Annotated in this window: 13 protein-coding genes; 4 read left to right on the top strand and 9 right to left on the bottom strand. The window is 71.2% G+C overall.

Going from position 1 to position 17397, the window contains the following annotated elements:
* Positions 1–30 precede the first annotated feature (30 nt).
* From ACZ58V_RS14575 to ACZ58V_RS14565, 3 genes are all read right to left on the bottom strand, one after another.
* On the bottom strand, positions 31–2514 hold the full coding sequence (locus ACZ58V_RS14575) for a non-ribosomal peptide synthetase (RefSeq protein WP_471290230.1): 2484 nt from the start codon (positions 2512–2514) through the stop codon (positions 31–33).
* Positions 2514–5060: a Pls/PosA family non-ribosomal peptide synthetase gene (locus ACZ58V_RS14570; protein ID WP_471290228.1), complete on the bottom strand. Its 2547-nt coding sequence runs from the start codon at positions 5058–5060 to the stop codon at positions 2514–2516. Before ACZ58V_RS14570 ends, ACZ58V_RS14575 begins: the two co-directional genes overlap by 1 nt.
* Positions 5061–5304: 244 nt before the next feature.
* Positions 5305–5562 (bottom strand): ATP-binding protein, encoded by a 258-nt coding sequence (locus ACZ58V_RS14565; protein ID WP_468189820.1) that lies wholly within the window; start codon positions 5560–5562, stop codon positions 5305–5307.
* Between ACZ58V_RS14565 and ACZ58V_RS14560 the strand changes: the two genes are divergently transcribed.
* Together ACZ58V_RS14560 and ACZ58V_RS14555 are read left to right on the top strand one after the other, a co-directional pair.
* Positions 5531–6421: a helix-turn-helix domain-containing protein gene (locus ACZ58V_RS14560; RefSeq protein ID WP_471290227.1), complete on the top strand. Its 891-nt coding sequence runs from the start codon at positions 5531–5533 to the stop codon at positions 6419–6421. The genes ACZ58V_RS14565 and ACZ58V_RS14560 overlap by 32 nt on opposite strands.
* A gap of 3 nt (positions 6422–6424) precedes the next feature.
* Positions 6425–6646 carry a DUF397 domain-containing protein gene (locus tag ACZ58V_RS14555; RefSeq protein WP_471290226.1) on the top strand — a complete coding sequence of 74 codons (222 nt, stop codon included), beginning with the start codon at positions 6425–6427 and terminating at the stop codon, positions 6644–6646.
* Positions 6647–6652: 6 nt separating this feature from the next.
* On the opposite strand, the gene ACZ58V_RS14550 is transcribed toward ACZ58V_RS14555, so the two are convergent.
* From ACZ58V_RS14550 to ACZ58V_RS14540, 3 genes are all read right to left on the bottom strand, one after another.
* Positions 6653–7801, bottom strand: coding sequence for a serine hydrolase domain-containing protein (locus ACZ58V_RS14550; RefSeq protein WP_471290224.1), 1149 nt, complete (start codon positions 7799–7801; stop codon positions 6653–6655).
* 94 nt (positions 7802–7895) lie between these two features.
* Positions 7896–9659 carry a TIGR03767 family metallophosphoesterase gene (locus ACZ58V_RS14545; protein WP_468189828.1) on the bottom strand — a complete coding sequence of 588 codons (1764 nt, stop codon included), beginning with the start codon at positions 9657–9659 and terminating at the stop codon, positions 7896–7898.
* 231 nt (positions 9660–9890) lie between these two features.
* The gene (locus ACZ58V_RS14540) at positions 9891–10349 is read right to left on the bottom strand and encodes an NUDIX hydrolase (protein ID WP_468189830.1); all 459 of its coding nucleotides are present in this window, start codon (positions 10347–10349) and stop codon (positions 9891–9893) included.
* Positions 10350–10568: 219 nt separating this feature from the next.
* Here ACZ58V_RS14540 and ACZ58V_RS14535 point away from each other — a divergent pair, with 219 nt between their 5' ends.
* On the top strand, positions 10569–13862 hold the full coding sequence (locus ACZ58V_RS14535) for a S8 family serine peptidase (protein ID WP_471290223.1): 3294 nt from the start codon (positions 10569–10571) through the stop codon (positions 13860–13862).
* A gap of 62 nt (positions 13863–13924) precedes the next feature.
* On the opposite strand, the gene ACZ58V_RS14530 is transcribed toward ACZ58V_RS14535, so the two are convergent.
* On the bottom strand, positions 13925–14959 hold the full coding sequence (locus tag ACZ58V_RS14530; RefSeq protein WP_471290222.1) for a hypothetical protein: 1035 nt from the start codon (positions 14957–14959) through the stop codon (positions 13925–13927).
* Between the two features lies 1 nt (position 14960).
* A complete protein-coding gene (locus ACZ58V_RS14525) occupies positions 14961–15521 on the bottom strand; it encodes a sigma-70 family RNA polymerase sigma factor (protein WP_471290686.1) in 561 nt (186 codons plus the stop codon).
* Between the two features lie 347 nt (positions 15522–15868).
* On the opposite strand from ACZ58V_RS14525, the gene ACZ58V_RS14520 reads away from it, so the two are divergent.
* Positions 15869–16885, top strand: a complete 1017-nt coding sequence (locus tag ACZ58V_RS14520) for an aspartate-semialdehyde dehydrogenase (protein ID WP_399024032.1) — start codon at positions 15869–15871, stop codon at positions 16883–16885.
* Here the strand turns inward: ACZ58V_RS14520 and ACZ58V_RS14515 are convergent, their stop codons facing one another.
* Entirely contained in the window at positions 16886–17371 is a 486-nt protein-coding gene (locus ACZ58V_RS14515; protein WP_468189838.1) for a DUF1203 domain-containing protein, read from the bottom strand.
* Positions 17372–17397 lie beyond the last annotated feature (26 nt).

Genomic DNA, 17397 nt, shown 5'->3' with positions numbered 1-17397 from the left:
CCCTCTCGTGTCTCGTCCTGCTCGTGTCTGTCACGGTCGTCCCGGTTCTCCGCCGGTGCGGGTGTCGATCAGGTGGGCCAGGTCGGCCAGTACGGGGCGGCCGGCGAGGTCGCGCGGGGAGATCACCCGGTCCAGCGAGACCGCGAGCCGTACCGCCGAGAGGGACGTTCCGCCCAGATCGAAGAAGTTGTCGTCGCGGCGGATCCGTCCGGGCGGCAGGCCGAGTTCCGTGGCCCACTCCGCCGCGAGCCGCCGTTCGGACGGTGTCCGCGGGGCGCCGTGGGAGTCCCGGGCCGGGCCGAGGTCCTCGGCGAGTGCCGCGAGCACCCTGCGGTCGGTCTTGCCGTTGGCGGTGAGCGGCAGGCGCTCCAGCCGGTGGAAGGACGCCGGGACCATGTACGCGGGGAGCAGGTCCGCGAGCCGCTCCCGCAGGTCCTCGGCGGTCACCGCGCCCTCGCTCGTGCAGAAGGCGGCCAGTTGGCGGCCGTGCCCTTCCGCGCCGGTCACCACGACCGCGCAGTCCGTGACGCCGGGCACCCGCAGCAGCGTGTTCTCGACCTCGCCGATCTCGACCCGGAACCCCCGGATCTTGACCTGCGCGTCCCGGCGGCCGAGGAACTCCAGCTTTCCGTCGGGCCGCCAGCGGCCGAAGTCGCCTCCCCGGTACAGCCGTTGGCCGGGACGGTGGGGGTCCTCCAGGTAGGCGAGCGCGGTGCGCTCGGCGTCGTTGACGTAGCCGCGGCCGACGCACACCCCGGAGAAGACGATGGCGCCGGGCGCGCCGAGCGGCACGGGGAGCAGGTTCTCGTCGACGACGTACTGGTGGACGTTGGCGATGGGCCGGCCGAGCGGGATCCGGTCGGTGGCGGGCGACCGGTCGATCACCTCGTGGTGGGTGTCGTCGGACGTCTCGGTCAGCCCGTAGGCGTTGACCAGGCGTACGGCGGGTCCGCCGGCGAACCACCGCTGGACCAGCTCACCGCGCAGCGCCTCGCCGGTGACGGAGACGCACCGCAGGTCCGGCAGGTCCCGGGGGACGCGTTCCAGCGCGGACAGGATGACGTCGAGATAGGACGGCACCACCTGCAGGACGTTGACGCGTCCCTCGGCGATCCGGTCCAGGAACCGGTCCGCGTCGACGATGGCGTCCTGCTCGACCAGCAGGGTCCGCCCGCCTGTCAGCAGCCCGGCGAGCAGCTGCCACAGCGAGATGTCGAAGCACTGCGAGGCCGTCTGCGCCACCACGGTGCCCTCGCCGATGCCCAGATCGTCGATCTTGGCGTACAGGTGGTTGAGCAGACCGGCGTGCTCGCACAGCGCGCCCTTGGGCTCCCCGGTGGAGCCGGAGGTGAAGAAGACGTACGCGAGCCGGTCCGCCGGTATGTCCAGGCCGAGGTCCGTTCCGTCGGCGGACCCCTCGGTGAGGTCCGGGACGAGCAGCCGCCGGGTTCCGGGCAGCGTCGCGAGCGCCCGGTCCAGCCGAGAGGTGCTGCCGGGTTCGGTGAGGACGTACGAGCAGTCGGCGCGGGTCAGCATCGCGCCGATGCGGCCGGGCGGGTGACGCGGGTCGACGGGCAGGTACACGCCGCCGGCCTTGAGGACGCCGAGCACGCCGGCCGCCCAGTGGAGGTCGCGCTCGGTCACCACGGCGACCGTGTCCTCCGGGCCGAGCCCCTCGGCCAGCAGGGACCGGGCCACCCGGTTGGCCCGGGTGTCGAGGTCCGCGTACGTCAGGCCGCTGCCCTGGTGGACCACGGCGACGGCGTCCGGATTCCGACGCACCCGTTCCTCGAACAGCTCGTGGAACCGGCGGTCCGGCAGCGCACGGCGCGGCCCCGCCGCCAGCCCGTGGAGCTGGAACCGGAGTTCGTCCGCGGACAGCAGGCTGCCCCGGTCGTGGCGGGCGTCGGGGTCGGTGGCGATCGCCTCCAGCGCGGCGCGGTGGTATCCCCCGATCCGGGCGGCACAGTCCGCGTCCAGCAGGTCCGTCCGGTGCCGCAGGCGCAGCACGAGCCGGCCGTCCTCCTCGCCCGCCGCAACGCCGAGCAGCACACCGCCGTCGTTTCTTGGCGGGACGTCGCCCTCGTGCCCCGCGGGGGCGAACACCGCCTCGGGGCCGCCGGCCGGGGACGGTGAGCCGGTCCCGGGCGACAGCGCCGCCGCCTCGGCCCGCCGGGCGTCCAGCACCAGTCGGCGCCAGGTGCCGGGCCCGACCGCCATCTCGAAGGGCAGCGGCGCGGTCCGGCCCGGGGCCAGGTAGCCGCTGCGCACCTCGGGGTCGCCGGAGAGCAGGGCGAGCACCTTCGCGTGGGCCGCGAGGAGGGTCGCGGTGAGCGGCACGCCGAGTTCACGGGCCCGTGCCCGCAGGGCCGCCGTCACCTCGCCGGGGACGCGGCTGATGTGCTCCCCCGTGCCGGGCATCGGATCCCGCGCCCATCGGGGTACGGCAGTGAAACCGCCGTCGGCACGGCTGTCGCTTCCGGGGACGCGGGCCTCGGTCGCTGTCGCTGCCATCACCGCGCACCTCCCCTTTCCCTTTCGTCCCGTTCGTCGAGGGCCGGGCGGGCCGGATTGCCCGCCCAGCGGGTGTGCTCGGGGAGCGTCTCGCCCTTCATGAGGAAGGAGTCCGCCGCCAGCACGGCGCCGTCCCCGACGCTCACGCCGTAGTGCACGAACGCTCCGACGCCGAGGGTGCAGCCGGCACCGAGCGCGCTGCGGTCCGACTTGAACGTGCCGTCCTCCTGCGAGTGGCACTGCAGGACGCTGCCCGAGTTGAGGGTGCAGTCGTCCCCGATCCGGACCATGGGGCGCTCGGTCACAGCGCAGCCGTCGTCGAAGACCCGCGCCCCGATCCGGACGCCGAGCAGCCGCCATACGACACTCTTGAACGGCGTGCCGTCGAGGATGTGCATGTATGTCTCGGAGGGGACCTTCCAGTACCGCTCACGACGCCAGAAGCGGCGGTCGTAGATCGAGCAGAACAGCGGCTCCGGTGGGTGCACGGCCGTGACGGCCCGCTCGAGGAGGACGAAGTACAGCAGCGTGAACGGCAGCACGACGGCGTTGGCGAGCGCCAGGACCGCCGTGCCCCACACCGGGTACTGGCTCGCGGCGAGCGCGAAGAGCAGGACGACGCAGAAGAAGAACAGCCATGTCGTGAGCAGGTGCCATGCCATGGTCACGACGTTGTGCCGGTTCTTGGCCGCGAGACGGCGGCCGAAACCGTTCCCCTCCTTGAGCTCGTCGAAGGTGCTGTCCCGCGCCACCGACCGCGGGATCTCGAAGCAGGGCGAGCCGAGAAGTCCCACATCGTGCCGGAGCGGCCCGCTGACGGGGACCGCCACCTTGGTACCGAGCAGGCAGTTGTCGCCGGTCCGGCCGCCGACCGGGTAGGCGATCCGGTTTCCGAGGAAGTTGTGCGCCCCGATCGCGGTCTGCGACAGCCGGAAGGAGGTGCTGGAGTACTCGGCGTTCATCAGGGACAGCCCGTCCGCGACCATGGTCCCGGTGCCGACCCTGCTCAGGAAGGGACTCTCGTGCTTGACCCCTGTGCCGAAGTTGGAGCCGGTCTGCTCCACCGGGGAGAGCCGATAGCCGATCCAGCGCAGGTAATGCACGATGCAGCTGCTGTCGCCGAACAGCCGGGTCAGGGACTTCCTGTTGGTCATCAGGACGATCGTCCGGTGCACGGTGTGGCGGAAGCCGAAGAGCGGGTACGTCCGGCCGGGCGGGACGAGCCTGCCCAGCAGCCGGGGGACGGTGGCCAGGACCACCAGAGCGGCGAGGACCCCGCCGAAGAAGAGGACGACCGTGACGACCAGCAGGTCGACCCAGAGCACCGTCGCCCCGCCCTTCAGTACGGCGGATCCCTCCAGCATCCGGGAGAGCAGCACGTCCAGGCAGCCCACCGCCAGCGGCAGATACACCAGCAGCGCCGTGAGCAGCGTCAGGAAGCCGTGCACCGCTCGCCGTGGAGTGCCGCACCGGGCGGGCTCCACCTCCGGGAACGCCCCGTCCGCGGGCTGGGCCGGAGAGCCGTGCCAGTGCTCGCCGTCGGGAACCGTCTGGCCGGTGTGCAGGGAGGACGCGTGCCCTAGCCGGGACCCCTCCCCCAGCCGGGTCCCGATGTCCAGCACCGTCACCTCGCTGACGACCGCGCCCCGGCCCAGGGTGACCGGCCCCGTCTCGATCACACCGTCGACCGCGCGGTAGCAGCTGAGCAGCGCGTCCTTGCGGACGAGTGCGCCGTCACCGACGGTCAGCAGATCGGTGCAGACGGGGGCGCTGCGCGAAAGGATCGTCACCCCCGTGCCGATCCGCGCGCCCAGGGCCCTCAGATAGAGCGGGTAGAGCGGCGATCCGGCGAACAGGACCAGCGGGCTCGACCGGATCAGCGTCTTGACCAGCCAGAACCGGAAGTAGGTGAGGCTCCAGACGCGGAACCGCCGTGGCGTGAACCGGCCGATCAGCACCCACTTGGCGACCACGGGCAGGGCGCACAGCACGACGAACAGCGCGGCGCCGAAGACGACGCTCCGCAGATAGGCGTCGAGCAGGTGTCCTTGCGCGGAGATCCATTCGTAGCCCCGGGCGGCGACGGCCGCGAGGAGGAAGGCATAGCCGAGGAAGGCCAGCAGCTGGAGTGCCCCGCAGAGCACCCGGTGCGGGCGGCCGGTCGGCGGCGCCGGTGCCGGTACCGGGGCCGCGGGCAGTCCCGATGGGCTGCGCGCCCCGGATTCGGGTGGTGGCGGGGTGCTGTCGACCAGCGCGGCCGCCAGTCCGCCTGCGGTCGGATGCCGGTAGACATCGCGCATCGACACCGCCGGCAGCTCCGGCCGGTTCCTCACCCGCGCGCAGAAGTGCGCCATCACCAGGGAGTCGGCACCGAGATCATCGAAGAAGTCGCTGTCGACCCGCACCTCGTCCAGGTGCGCGACCTCCGCCAGCAGCGCGGCGAACCGCTCCGCGGCAGCGGATGTCGCTGGATCCGGCGGCGCCGCGCAGGGCCGGGCTTCCTCCACGAGGCCCTTGACCGCCTCCTGGAGCCGCTGTCCCGTCATGAGGACCCCCTCGACTGCCGACTGTCGCGTGCTCTGCCTCACCAGGGATTCGTAGCCAGGCAGCCGAGGTATGGAAGGTCCGGCCCACTTCTCGAAACGTGAGCGGGTGTCTCACCAGCCGGATGCCGCACGGCCCGGCGATCGGGGCACATCGGCCACCAGCGACTCGGCCCGCCTGGGGTCATGCTCTTCGAGAGCGCCCAGACGCTCCGATCACGCTCCGGGGGCGGCCCCGACAGTTGTGTCACCTACCGGCCGCAAGGCGTGCCCGCACCGTCTTGCCGACCTCCGCGCGCAGGAACCAGTCCAGTTCCTCGGCGATGCGGGACACCACCACCAGACCCCGGCCGGTCTCTCCTCCCGCCCACTCCCTGACCTCCGGAAACACCCGTACCGGGTCCGAGACCTCGATGGACAGCCGGCCGTCCTCCAGCACGGCCTGCCGCAACCACAGTTCGTGTCCCACGACCTTGCCGTGCAGCACCGCGTTCGCGACGAGCAACGGCACAGCGGGCGGACTGGGATTGCAACTGCGCCAGTTACGGGAGAGCTGCGGCCTCGGTGATCGAGGGGGCGGGCTCACCCGTAAGCAAGCGGTGCAAGGGCTGCGTATCTCCGAGGCCTCGCTGCTGCGGATCGAGCAGGGCGCGCTGAACTTCCGGAACATCGGTGATCTACGGAAGCTGCTGGACAAGTACGGGGTCTCCGACGAGGACGTCATCGAGTCGCTGATGAGCCTCAACAAGGAGTCCAATCAGCAGGACTGGCTGACCCAGTACCGAGGGCTCATGCCCGCCGGGATGCCTGCGTTCGTCGGGCTCGAGCCCGAATCCCGCAGCATGAAGGTGTATCACCCGACCCTGGTCTACGGCCTGCTCCAGACGCAACCGTATGCAAGCGCTCTCCTGGAGGCTCACAAGCCGATCGAGGACACCACAGCGGAGTTCGTACGCAGTAGCGTTGAGCTACGGATGAAGCGCCAGGAAGTACTCACCCGTGAAAGCCCCGTCAAGCTGCACGTCATCCTCGGGGAAGCCGCTCTTCGGTACCCGGTCGGAGGGTGCGAGGTGATGAGCGAGCAGTACACGAGGATCGAGAAGATGTCGGGCTGGGAGCACATCACGATCCAGGTACTGCCCTTCCGCCCCGGCTATCGCTCGACGAACGACTTCGCGATCCTCGACCTCGGGGACGAACTGCCGCCGCGCGTCCAGATCGACAGTCCGTGGGGGGCCACCCACACCTCGGACAAGCGGCGCGTGGTCGACCGTTTCATCCGTCGGTTTGAGGCCATGACAGCATCAGCCCTGCCGCCCGAGGACACTCCCGACTTCCTGCACCGACTACCACGAGAGCTGTAGACCATGCCCACGCACCCTGCCGCGCATGAACTCGCCTCCGCCCAGTCCTGGTTCAAGTCTTCGTACAGCGACCCCGGCCAGAACTGCCTGGAAGCAGCCCACCTCACCCCCTCCCCCTCCATAGCCATCCGCGACTCCAAAACCCCCACCGGCCCGGCCCTGCTCCTCCCCCCGGCCGCGTGGAAGGCGTTCCTCACCCACGTCGGCCGGGAAGAGCAGGCGTAGCGGCGGCTAATTGCCGCAGAACTCCGCCTCGATGATCGCGTCGGTGCTGCCCGACCAGTCGCCGTTGAAGTTGACGGCCAGGGAGTGCCGGCCGTCGTCGGACGTCACCGCGTCCGAGTTCGAGCCGAAGGAGCCGCCGTCGTGACCCCAGACGTGGACGCCACATTTCAGCTCGCGGTGGCTGAGCCCCAGGCCGTAGCGGCTGGACTCCCCGCCGGAGGGGACCGTGGTCTTCATCTCCTTCAGCTGCTCGGGCGAGAGCAGCCGGCCCCGCAGCAGGGCCGAGTAGAAGCGGGTCAGGTCGGCCGAGCTGGAGACCATCTGGCCGGAGCCGTAGGCCACGCGCGGATTCAGTTCCGTGACGTCGTACGTCGGGCCCGTTTTCGTCTTGGCCAGCTTGGAGTAGGCGCGGCTGCTGGGCCGGGGCAGGGTGACCCGGGTGGTGGGGACCGAAGTCGAGGTCAGGTGCAGGGGGGCGATGATCCGGCGCTCGATCTCGTCGCCGTAGTCGTCGCTGCCCGTGGCCTTCTCGATCACCCGCGCGGCCAGGACGTAGTTGGTGTTGGAGTAGTTGAACGGCTCGCCCTCGCCCGACTCGGGATACGGCTCGTTCGCCATGGCGAAGGCGAGCAGCTCCTCGGGCGTCGCCTCGTCGAAACGGTGCTTCATGAAGCCGTCCGCGGTCATGTACTTCTGCTGGAAACCAGTGTCCTCCACGTAGTCGTAGATGCGGCTGGTGTGGTTCAGGAGCTGGCGCAGGGTGACCTTCCGGCCGTCGTAACCGTTGCCCCGGACCAGGCCCGGCAGCCACTTCTCCACCGTGTCGTCGAGAGAGAGCTTCCCCTCCGCCTCCAGTTGCAGGACGACGGTCGCGACGAACGTCTTCGTGATGCTGCCGACGCGGTAGTGGTCCGCCGTCGAACGCGGCTTGCCCGTCTGGGTGTTGCCGACTCCGGCCGTGGCAGCCCAGGTGCCGTGCCCCCGCCGCACGGTCATGGTCACGCCCGGCACGCCGTCGGCGACCGCGGCCCGTACCGCCTGCCGGGTCGCGTCATGACCCCCGTCGGACGGGGCGGCGAGCGCCGGGGCGGCCAGCGCCGCCGTCAGGGCCACGGCCGTCGCCGCCGTCAGGGCTGTACGCAGGTGTCTCTTCATGTCCCCGTTTCCCCCTGTCACATCGATCTCTGTCAGGGGGTGGGACCTCGGCCCCGCGGCCCGGGTTGACCGGGTCCGGACGGTTGAGCGGTAATCAGCCCTTCTTGAGCACCAGCTCGGTGTTGCGGTCCTCCGGGTCGCCGCCGAGGTTCGCGTTCGCGCCGGGGGCGTTGAGGGACAGCTCGCGGTAGAGGGCCGCCAGGCCGGTCTGGGAGAGGTCGGAGAAGTCCGTGCGGTGCGGGGCCGAGGACTCCACCAGCGTGGTGAACAGCGAGATCGTGCCGTCCTTGTTGTCGGTCAGCTCGATGACCCGGGCGAGCTGGGGGAAGTCGACGTGGGAGGCGGTGGAGATCTCCCAGAAGGTGCCGCCGCCGGACATCGAGTGCGGGGTGATGACGTTCTTGTGGATGTGGCCGTTGACCCAGGCGAGCACGTTGCGGTGGCCTCCGAGGAGGGCGAGGACCTCCTGGCCGTCGTGCCGGCGCTCGTCGGGCCGGGCCGGGTCGCTGCGGAGGTTCGTCATCGTCTTGCTGGTGTGATGGCTGAAGATCACCGCGTGGGAGTCCTTGTTCTCCCGCAGGGTCTTCTCCAGCCACTTCATCTGGGTCGTGCCGAGGGAGCCCTCGTAGTGGCCGCCCGCGTCGGTGGTGTCCAGGCTGATGCCGATGACGTCGTCGGAGATGCGGAAGGCGTAGTACTGGGTGCCCGAGTCGAGGTTGGCGGAGGAGTAGCCGTGACCGGCCGGGCCGATGCCGCGGTGGGCCGGGTCCAGGTGGGCCTGGAGGTACTCGGCCTGGGTGAAGGGGGCGCGGCTCTCGTCCGGCGTGACCGAGCGCATGGAGCGGGCGTGGGACTTGAGGAAGTCGTGGTAGCGGACGCCCTGGGGGTCCCGGGCCTTCTTGATCTGCGCCTGGAGCTGCTGCGCCTCCGCCGCGGACACGTCCATCAGCTTCTTGCCGCCGACGGCGAGTTCGGTGAGGTAGGAGTCGCCGTGCGAGGCGTAGCAGCCCATCGGCAGGGAGTCGTGGTTGCCGACGGTGGAGTACCAGGGCAGGTTGAGGCCGGGGCTGCGGACCTCACGGACGGCGGCCTTCAAGAAGCCGTCGAGCTTCGGGAAGCCGACCTGCTTGTCGCTGTCGCGGACCGCGGCGTCCGGCTGCCAGTACTGCTTGAGGCCGCTGTTCTGGACGCCCTCGTACTGGCGCGGGTCCCCGGTGTTGGGCGTGATGCGCCCACCGCTCATGATCTTCAGGAACCAGTCCAGCTCGGACTTGGCGTTGTTGTCCGTGTTGTCGCCGGTGGTCATGGCGAAGTGCAGCGGGGCGCCGGTGACGGGGGCGCCCCGGAGCGCGTTGATCCGCTCCACCAGCGCGATGGCGCCCTGCACGGTCAGCGCCTCGTGCGGCCGCCAGGCGTGGATGTCGGCGGAGCGGAGGTACTCCAGGCGCAGCGGGTGCTGGGCGTCGATGATGTGCAGGTCGGTGAGCTGCACGAACGCAGCGAGCGGGGTACGCCGCCCGGCGCGGCCGGACTTGGGCGCGGCCAGGTCGGAGCGCACGACCCGCTGCCAGCCGGGCCCGTCACCAAGGCGCCGATAGCCGGAGCCACCGCTGCCGCGCGGGGCGGCGACGGAGGCGAGGGTGGTGCCCTTGGTGTAGGGGGCCAGCGGCGCGGCCGGCGCCTGGCGCGAGGAGGCCGCTACCGCCTCGGTCGCCTCCTTGGCCGTGGCGGCCTGGCTGTCGCTGGGCCGCAGGGCGTAGCCGACGCCCGCGGAGAGGGCGACCGCGCCGCCGGCGGCAAGGACGGAACGACGGTGGATGCCCTGGCCGGAGCCTGCGACTGAGCGTGTGCGCGACATGCGCTTCTCTCCCCGAGTACGAACGCGTCGGCAGTGGTCGCGGGGCGTTCGTCAGACGAACACCCCGCTCACACTGGATCGTTGGCTCGGGGAATGACCTGCGCGTAAACGCGGTGGCAACGGGCAGCGCCGATCACCGTACGTGGATCTTGGACTACCCCGCGCGTCGACGACCGCTCCGGGAACGGCCCGGAGTCGGTCACTCGGCGTTCATCTTCCTGGGTACTGCAGCTACTCCACGGCCTCTGCCAGCCGTCCGGTGACGGGCCGCTCGCGCCACATCCGCAGCGCCGTGTCGACCAGCCCGATGCGGGCCAGTCCGGGCACCGCGTCCAGGTCCTGCCAGGCGGCGAGGTCGGTGGAGCCGCCCACCTCGTTGCGCAGTTCGCCGCCGGTGATACGGCCCTCGTAGACGAACCGGACGCCGTGATGGTCGACGGGGCGTCCGAAGCCGTCACGGAAGACGCGGTGGGAGGAGTCCACGCCGAGCAGTCCGGTCACTTCTATCCGGTACCCGGTCTCCTCCTCCACCTCCCGTCGCACGGTGTCGTAGGGATCCTCGCCGTGCTCCATGCCGCCGCCCGGCATGACCCACTCGGGGGTGCCGTCCTGGGCGGGTGAGCGGGCGAGCAGGATCTGTCCGTCGCGGACGCATACGGCGTAGGCCGCCACCCTCAACTTCTCTCGCACTCCGGGACGTTAACCGATTTCGCCGTCTTCAGGACTCATGCCCGCAAAACGCATCGCGGGTTTTCCCCATACATCCATCTCGTTTCGGTCAACAGTCCCCAAAGAGCGTGCCCTTACGCAAAGCTGTGCGATCGTCCGGGCTCGCGTTCGGACCGTTGCGACCAGGGTCGATCGGTCCTGGTCGTTCCCGCTCGTTCCTTTACCCAACAAGGGATGCCGATGACCCTCACCCCCCAGCGCGACCCGATATCGGGCCCGAGACGCGTGGCGCGCATAGCCGTGGCCGCCGGTCTCGTCGCCGCGCTCTCCGCGGCCGGGCCGATCCCCCTGGCCTTCGCCGCCGACGGCCCGGGCGCCTCCGCCCCCGCCGACCCGGACGTCAAGTCCGCGCCCGACAAGCTCGGTTCGGACGACGCGGACCTCCTCGCGGAGGCCAAGGCCGACGGCGACAAGTCCGTCACGATGATGATCGCCACCGCGCCCGGGAAGACCGAGCAGGTCGCCGGGCAGCTGGACGCGGTCAAGGGCGGCACGGTGGGCCGGGCCGACGACAAGCTGGGCTACGTCCGCGCCACCGTCCCGACCTCCCGGGCGGACTCGGCCATCGCCGCCGCCGCCAAGCTCTCCTCCGTGCACGGCATCGACCTGCGCGAGGAGATCCCGCTGGACGACCCGACGCCGAGCGCGGACGCCGCCAAGGGCGCCGAGGCCGCGAAGGGGACGTACCCGGCGCCCGGGAAGAAGACCCCCGCCGAGAACCCGTACAACCCGTCCTTCGAGACGGGGGCGGTCGACTTCGTCGAGGACCACCCGAAGGCGGACGGCCGCGGCATCACCATCGGCATCCTGGACTCCGGCGTGGACCTCGGCCACCCGGCGCTGCAGAAGACCACCACCGGCGAGCGGAAGATCGTCGACTGGGTGACGGCGACGGACCCGGTCGTCGACGGCGACCGCACCTGGCGCCCGATGACCACCTCCGTGTCCGGGCCCACCTTCACCTACGGCGGGAAGACCTGGACGGCCCCGGCGGGCTCCTACCGGGTCAGCACCTTCCTGGAGTCGTACACGACCGGCGGCGACGCGGCGGGCGACGCCAACCGGGACGGCGACGCCACCGACGCCTGGGGCGTGCTGTACGACGCCGCGTCCGGCACGGTCCGCGTCGACCTGAACAACAACAACGACTTCGGTGACGACACCGCGATGAAGCCGTACAAGGACGGCTTCCAGATCGGGTACTTCGGCGCCGACAACCCGGCCACCGACATCGCCGAGCGGCAGCCGTTCGTCGTCGAGATCCGCAAGGACGTCGTCACCGCGTCGGGCGCGAAGGCCGACTTCGTCAACATCGGTGTCATCGAGTCCGAGCACGGCACGCACGTCGCCGGCATCACCGCCGCGAACGGCCTGTTCGGCGGGAAGATGGACGGCGCGGCTCCGGGCGCCAAGCTGGTCTCCTCTCGCGCCTGCACCTGGTCGGGCGGCTGCACCAACGTCGCGCTCACCGAGGGCATGATCGACCTCGTCACCAAGCGCGGCGTCGACATCGTCAACATGTCCATCGGCGGCCTGCCGGCGCTGAACGACGGCAACAACGCGCGCGCCGAGCTGTACACGCGCCTGATCGACGAGTACGGCGTCCAGCTGGTGATCTCCGCGGGCAACTCCGGCCCCGGCACCAACACCATCGGCGACCCGGCCCTGGCCGACAAGGTCATCTCGGTCGGCGCGTCCGTCTCCAAGGAGACCTGGGCCGCCAACTACGGCTCGGTCGTGGAGAAGAAGTACGCGCTGATGCCGTTCTCCTCGCGCGGCCCGCGTGAGGACGGCGGCTTCACGCCGACCCTGGTCGCCCCGGGTGCCGCGATCAACACCATCCAGACCTGGATGCCGGGCGCCCCGGTCGCCGAGGCGGGCTACACCCTGCCGGCCGGCTACGGCATGCTCCAGGGCACCTCGATGGCCTCCCCGCAGGCCGCCGGTGCCGCCGCGCTGCTGCTGTCGGCCGCGAAGCAGAAGGACATCGACCTCACGCCGGCGACCCTGCGCACGGCCCTCACCTCGACCGCCGACCACATCAAGGGTGTGCAGGCGTACGAGGAGGGCGCGGGCCTCATGAACATCGAGGACGCCTGGGACTCGATCCGCGACGACGCCACCTCCCACGCCTACACGGTGAAGGCACCGGTCGACACCGCGATCGACCAGTTCCTGAAGACCCCGGGCTTCGGCACGGGCCTCTACGACCGTGAGGGCGGCCTGAAGGCCGGCCAGAAGAAGACCTACGAGGTCACCGTCACCCGTACGTCCGGCGCCGACAAGGCGATCCGGCACGAGCTGCACTTCGAGAACAACGCGGGCGGCACGTTCCGCATCGTCGGCTCCGACGAGGTGAGGCTGCCGCTGAACCAGCCGGTGACCGTCAAGGTCCAGGCCGCGCCGAAGTCCGCCGGGATCAAGAGCGCGATCCTGGAGGTCGACGACCCGAAGACCGAGGGCATCGACAGGCAGGTCCTGAACACGGTCGTCGCCGCCGAGCCGCTGAAGTACACGTACTCCGCCTCCGGTTCGGTGCAGCGCAACAGCTCGCGGCACTACTACGTCACCGTGCCCGAGGGCGCGAAGACGCTCGAGGTCGCGATGAGCGGGCTGAAGGACAAGAGCCAGACCCGGTTCATCTCCATCCACCCGTACGGCGTCCCGTCCGACCCGACGTCGACGATCAACTGCTACCCGAACTACGCCAACCCGGCCAACACCTGCCGCCCCGACCTGCGTTCGTACGCGAACCCGCAGCCGGGCGTGTGGGAGATCGAGGTCGAGTCCCGCCGTACGTCGCCGCTGCTCGACAACCCGTACAAGCTGGATGTCGCCGTGCTCGGCGCGGCCTTCGACCCGGAGACCGTGACCGTGCCCGAGGCGAAGGTCGGCACTCCGGCCGCCGCCTCCTGGAAGGTGACGAACGGCTTCGCCGCGCTGGAGGGCAAGCTGGTGGGCGGCCCGCTCGGCTCGGCGAAGACGACCCGTCCGTCGATCAAGCAGAGTGAGACGCAGACCACGACGGTCGAGGTGCCCGCGGGCGCGAAGTCCCTGGACGTCGCCATCGGCGGTGTCTCGGACACGGCCGCGGACCTGGACCTCGCGGTCTACAACGCCGCCGGCACGCAGGTCGGCAGCTCCGCCGACGGCGACTCGGAGGAGTCGGTCTCCATCCCCTCCCCGGCCGCCGGCAAGTACACCGTCGAGGTCGTCGGCTACTCGGTGCCCGCCGGCGCCACCGCCTACGACTACCAGGACGTGTTCTTCTCCCCGTCCCTCGGCAGCGTCGGCGTCGACGGTTCGGCGCCGGTGAAGCTCGGCACGGGCGCGTCGGCCACGGTCTCGGGCAGCGTCACCGCCGCGGCGGCCGCTCCCGAGGGGCGTGAGTTCTTCGGGCAGGTCCAGCTGGTCAACGCGCGCGGCACGGTCGCGGGCCTGGGCAGCGTGAAGATCGAGAAGGTCGTGCCGTAACAGCGGCTGACGGTCTTTGTGGGCGGGCGTCCGTACGGGCGCCCGCCCTTCTTCATGCGCCTCTACGGGCAGGGGATCGTGCGCGACTCGGGCAGGGCGGCGGTGATCCACGCCCGTTCGCGGGCGATCTCCCTCTCTCCGACGCTCCACAGGTCCGGTGCGGCCTGCCCGCCCGTGATCCCTACGAGGACGTGATCGCCCGGCCGCAGCCGGGGGTCGACGTCCTCGCCCATCGGGAAGACGACCCGCTGCTGGCCCTTGGCGGGCTTGTAGGAGCGCTCCACGTCGAGGGTGACGCGGTCCTGCCCGGTGCCGGCGACCGGTTCGACCTCGGCGACGGTGCCCTCGACGACGATCCGGGCGCAGGCGAGATAGCCGGCGTGACCGAGCTTGGCGCTGCCGTGCTGCGGACTCGCCGCGGTGTCGGCGGCCGAGCTCCCCGCCGAGTCGTCCCCGGCACCGGCCCCGACACCGCCCTGCACGACGAGCCAGCCCATGCCCACGACGACCGTGGCGGCCGCGGCGGCGACGAGGCCGCGCAGGGCCAGGGAGAGGGGCCGGGGGCGGTTGCGGCGCGCGGCCAGCGAACGGACTCCGGCCTCCTGCCCGGGCAGCGAACCGGTACCAGTCGCCTGGCCATGCCGCGAACGGACATCAGTCCCCGGCCCAGGCTTCGGCCCGTCCTCCTGGCCCCGCACGGGCAGCGCCTTCACCGACGCGTCGGCGGCCGCCCCCGGCCCGGCGCCGTGCGCGGCAGCCCGCGGGCCTGCTGTGGGCCCGGCCGCCACGGTTCGCCCCGCCGGGTCTGCCGCTTCCCCCGGAGTCTCAAGCCGGGCCTCGTCGCCGTGCGCCAGCGTGTCCCCCAGCAGCGTGAGCTGCTCCCGCAGCAGGGCGACGTCGGTCGCGGCCGCGCGGTGGGCCGCCATGTAGTCGGCGTCCCGGCGGGCGCCCTCCGGCACGGGGTCGCCGACGATCGCCGCCATCAGCGCGTCCATGCCGTCGTACTCGGCACCGCCACAACCGTCACTGCCGTCACGCCCGGCGGCATCGTTCTCGTTGTTCTCGTTGTTCTCGTTGGTCTCGTTCCGGGCGGTCATGTCACACCACCTCGTCCTCGTGCAGGCGGACGCGCAGAGCCCGTACCGCCGTGTGCAACCTGCTCTTGACCGTGCCCTCCGGGACGCCGAGCTGCTCGGCGATGGACCGCACCGGCAGATCGGCGTAGAAGCGCAGGACGACGACCTGACGCTGGGCGTCGGGCAGCTCGTCCAGGCCCTGGGCGACGGCGACGGACAGCACGCTGGTGTCCTCGCCGGAGGGGTGCGCCGCCGGCTGGCGCAGGGCGGCCAGCCGCTCCCCGAGCCGCTCCTGGCGGCGCTTGGCCCGGTGCCAGTCCATGGCCAGGTTGGAGGCGACGACCGCCGCCCACGCCGAGACGTCCCGCGGCGCCTCCCGCCCGCTCGCGGCCCGCTCCAGCAGCCGCAGGCGGACCTGCTGCACCCCGTCCGGCAGGTCCGCCTGCGGCACCCCGCCCAGCGCGAGCACCGCCCGCACCCGGCGTTCCTGTGCCGCGTCCAGCGGATCAGCCGCGCTCCGCGGATCGTCGCCGGTATCGGCCCGCGGTGTCTCCCGGCCCCGCCGGGCCCTTCCGCGCAGCAGCACAAGCCACCCCCTCGCCGTGTTTCTCCTACGACGCCGGCCCGGCCCGGAACGTTCGGTCGTCCTCCGAAGGATTTCCGGCAGGGCGACAGAGGTATACGTCACACTCCCGTGTGGCGGAGGAAGGGAGGGGCAGGTGAGCTTGCGGCGCACGACCCCTGTCGAACGAATTTCTCCAGCTCAGAGCGGTTGACACCGCAGGTCCGCAACCGAGGAGCGGGACATGTCGTCCCACTCACCGGACTGCCGGGGGAAAGAAGTGGACAGATGGGCCGTGGTCGGCCGCATGATGGAAAAGCCTCGGCCAAGCAACGAGCATGTGAAGAGACGCAGGAGAGGGAGTCACCGTGAGGGTCGGAATCGTCGGAGCCACCGGACAGGTCGGCACGGTCATGCGCAGGATCCTCAAGGAGCGGAACTTCCCGGTCACCGAGCTGCGCCTGTTCGCCTCGGCCCGCTCGGCGGGCTCGGAGCTGGACGGTGTGACGGTGGAGGACGCGGCGACCGCCGACTACACCGGCCTGGACATCGTGCTGTTCTCCGCGGGCGGTGCCACCTCCAAGGCGCTGGCCGAAAAGGTCGCCTCCCAGGGCGCCGTCGTGATCGACAACTCCTCCGCGTGGCGCAAGCACCCCGAGGTGCCCCTGGTCGTCTCCGAGGTGAACCCGCACGCGATCAAGGACCGCCCCAAGGGCATCATCGCCAACCCGAACTGCACGACGATGGCCGCGATGCCGGTCCTGCGTCCGCTGCACGACGAGGCGGGCCTGGAGGCCCTGGTCGTCGCCACGTACCAGGCGGTCTCCGGTTCCGGTCTCGCGGGCGTGGCCGAGCTGCACGGCCAGACGCAGAAGGTCGTCGCCGACGCCGACCAGCTCACCCATGACGGCGCGGCGGTCGACTTCCCCGAGCCGGGCGTCTACAAGCGCCCCATCGCCTTCAACGTGCTGCCCCTCGCGGGCAACATCGTCGACGACGGTCTGAACGAGACCGACGAGGAGCAGAAGCTCCGCAACGAGTCCCGCAAGATCCTGGAGATCCCCGAGCTGAAGGTCTCCGGCACCTGCGTGCGCGTCCCGGTCTTCTCCGGCCACTCCCTCCAGGTCAACGCCCGCTTCGCCCGGCCGATCTCCCCCGAGCGGGCGACGGAGCTGCTGGCGGACGCCCCGGGCGTCGTCGTCACCGACATCCCCACCCCCCTCCAGGCCGCCGGCCAGGACCCCTCCTACGTCGGCCGCATCCGGCGCGACGAGACGGTGGACAACGGCCTGGCCCTCTTCCTCTCCAACGACAACCTCCGCAAGGGCGCGGCCCTGAACGCGATCCAGATCGCGGAGCTGGTGGCGGCGGAGCTGAAGGGCTAGCTAGGGCCTGCGCACCTCGTAGTAGAAGCAGCCGTACTCGACGGCCCGGACGTGGACCAGCTCCACGGCCGGGTCGTCGAATGCTTCCCTGAAGGCCTCGTCGAAGGCGGCGGGGTCCCCGACGACCAGCCGACCGCCCAGGATGCGCCCCGCGGCCGAGTAGCGGCGGACCGTGCGGTGGCTGTTGGTGAAGGGCAGGGCGTCGGTGTCCGGCCCCCCGCACTCCTCGGCGTGGATGAAGACCGGGCCCTGTTCGTCGTAGGCGCCCGGGTCGACGTCCTGCTCCGACGCCCAGCGGCGCAGCGGGGCGTACGAGACCAGGGCGATGCGCTCGCCCGGTTCGGCGCGGCGCAGGCAGCAGCGGAGCGGTGCTCCGCCCTCGGCGTCGGTGAACGGGGTGGTGGGTCGGCCCGCGTCGTCCGTCGTGCGGAGGTCCTTGAGGGCGCGCGGGGTGATGGGCAGTGCGCTGTAGTTCGTCGTCGTCATACTCATCAGGCTCGCTCGCGCGGGCC

The organism is Streptomyces sp. NPDC040589 (assembly GCF_055594445.1).
This window is presented reverse-complemented; position numbering and strand designations above follow the sequence as displayed.